At 32.1% G+C, this 1,910-nt stretch carries 2 protein-coding genes; both read right to left on the reverse strand.

Annotation, left to right across the window (positions count from 1 at the left end):
• Positions 1-262 precede the first annotated feature (262 nt).
• Entirely contained in the window at positions 263-808 is a 546-nt protein-coding gene (locus tag N4270_RS17030) for a hypothetical protein (protein ID WP_260098556.1), read from the reverse strand.
• A gap of 151 nt (positions 809-959) precedes the next feature.
• A complete protein-coding gene (locus N4270_RS17035; RefSeq protein WP_260098557.1) occupies positions 960-1,760 on the reverse strand; it encodes a hypothetical protein in 801 nt (266 codons plus the stop codon).
• Between the last annotated feature and the right edge of the window lie 150 nt (positions 1,761-1,910).

A 1,910-nucleotide genomic window follows, 5' to 3' on the forward strand; every position in this document is an offset into this window, starting at 1 on the left:
ATAAAGAATTTCAATGTCTGAAAAGTCATTAAATTCCGCTTTGTCAATTTTGTCAGAATTGCAAGAAGTTAGAATTAGAAGTAAGATTATTAAATGGTTTCTCATTTTTTCTCAAATGACACACAACGTGTTCGTGTATGGTTAGTAGTGTTAGAGAACTAAGTTAGCAAAAAAGAACGAAGAGTGCGGAAATTCGGCAGAATTTCTGGAACCATCTTTAAACACTATTAATTATACACGTTGTTGTAAAACGTTTTTTTATTCAATAGTTTTTTTCTTTTTTCAGTTCTCCGTTTTCGTTAAAAGTTTTCCAAAGTCCGACCTTTTTTCCGTTCACTGTTTGTCCTTCTTTAAACAAATAACAGACTTGTAATTTATATGAGCATTTATAATATTTCTCAATTCTTTTAAAACTGATATGTTCGTCGGATTCGAAAAATTCAGTCAGATTATTTGCGTTTGAGTCGATTTCAGTCGTTATTGATTCGGACGTTTTATTTCCTTCTCGGTCATAAGAATTCCAAGATATTATATTTCCGTATTTTCCTAAAAGAACTTCGCTCGCGATTTGTCCGTTTTTGTAATATTGAGTTTGCTTTCCTGAATGAGTTGAAAAGTTTTCGGAATTGTATTTATAAGTGGTTATTGTGCTTATCCACCAAATTTTTCCATTTCCGTAAAAAATTGTGTCTGGTTTAGATTCAATTTCCACAAGTTTACTCACTATTTTTTTGAATCTATCAGAATGTTGAGCATTAGACAAATTACAAATTAGAAGTAAGGATATGATTGTTAGAAATCGTTTCATTCAAATGTTTTACAACGTGTATGTGTATGGTTAGTTGCGTGCAAGTACGCTGTTATTCTTTGCTATGCAATATAATAAAAAGTAGGGAAGGACCGTCGTCTTAGCCAACAAAAGCAATTAAATATACACGTTGTTAGGCACTGGCTTTTTCTTATTTGTCCCAAATCTTTCTTACAAGTTTTAAAACTGGAAATTTAGACATGTCAAATTTAGTATTTTCTGATTCTGTCTTAATTTCTTCCGTTTGTTCAAGTTTATTATCTTTTTCCGCTTTTTCTCTTTCTGCTATTTCAATTTCCCACAATTCATCTTCGTCTGGTGGTTGTACCAAATCGGCACCTCCTTTATGTGGAAATTGAACATAGTTTTCAGGTGGCTTTGGTAATTTCAGTTCGCATTCTGATGAACAAAGGTTTGCTAACATTGGAATAGTGTCAGTTCCAATGTGTGCAGTAATCCACATTTGATTTGTAGTTTTGTATGTCAGTTCTTTATTACAAACACTACACTTTAAGTTATCTCCAAAATATCTGATTGGATTATGGTCAAGTTTTGGAAATCCCATTCTGTTTTTATAATTCCCATAAAGTGCTCTTGTACTAATTCGACTGTCTTTTAATTTTGTGCACTTATAAATTTCAAATGGGAACCAATTTAAATCGTAAGAAGTGTAAGGGTCAAAGTATTCAAGTGATTCCATTTCTCCAATTTCAGGAGGAATTCTTTTGAGATTACTTCCGTAAAGTCCAATTTTTTTAACTTTTTTTAGTTTTGATATGGATTCAGGTAGTGTGAAAATTTGAGAAAATAACTCATCTCCAAGAGCTTCTCTCGGAACAAACTCGTCATTTTCATTTTCAGCAACTTGGTCAACATATTCGCATAGTTTTTTCCAAGCAACAGAATTTCTGTCTTGTACGTCATTCAGTATTTTAGAAATTCGTTTATTCATTTGAGTGAGTTCAGCTTGTGCCTAACATGTGCGTATATGGAAAGTAGCGATTAACAAATCCCTAACTTCCTAGTCTTATTTTACTTCTATAAAGAAACGAAAAAAAACGATTCATAACTGATCTAGCTATTTTTTATATGCGCTGTTGGG

Origin of the sequence: Psychroserpens sp. SPM9, assembly GCF_025153525.1 — a bacterium.
Classification (GTDB): domain Bacteria; phylum Bacteroidota; class Bacteroidia; order Flavobacteriales; family Flavobacteriaceae; genus Psychroserpens.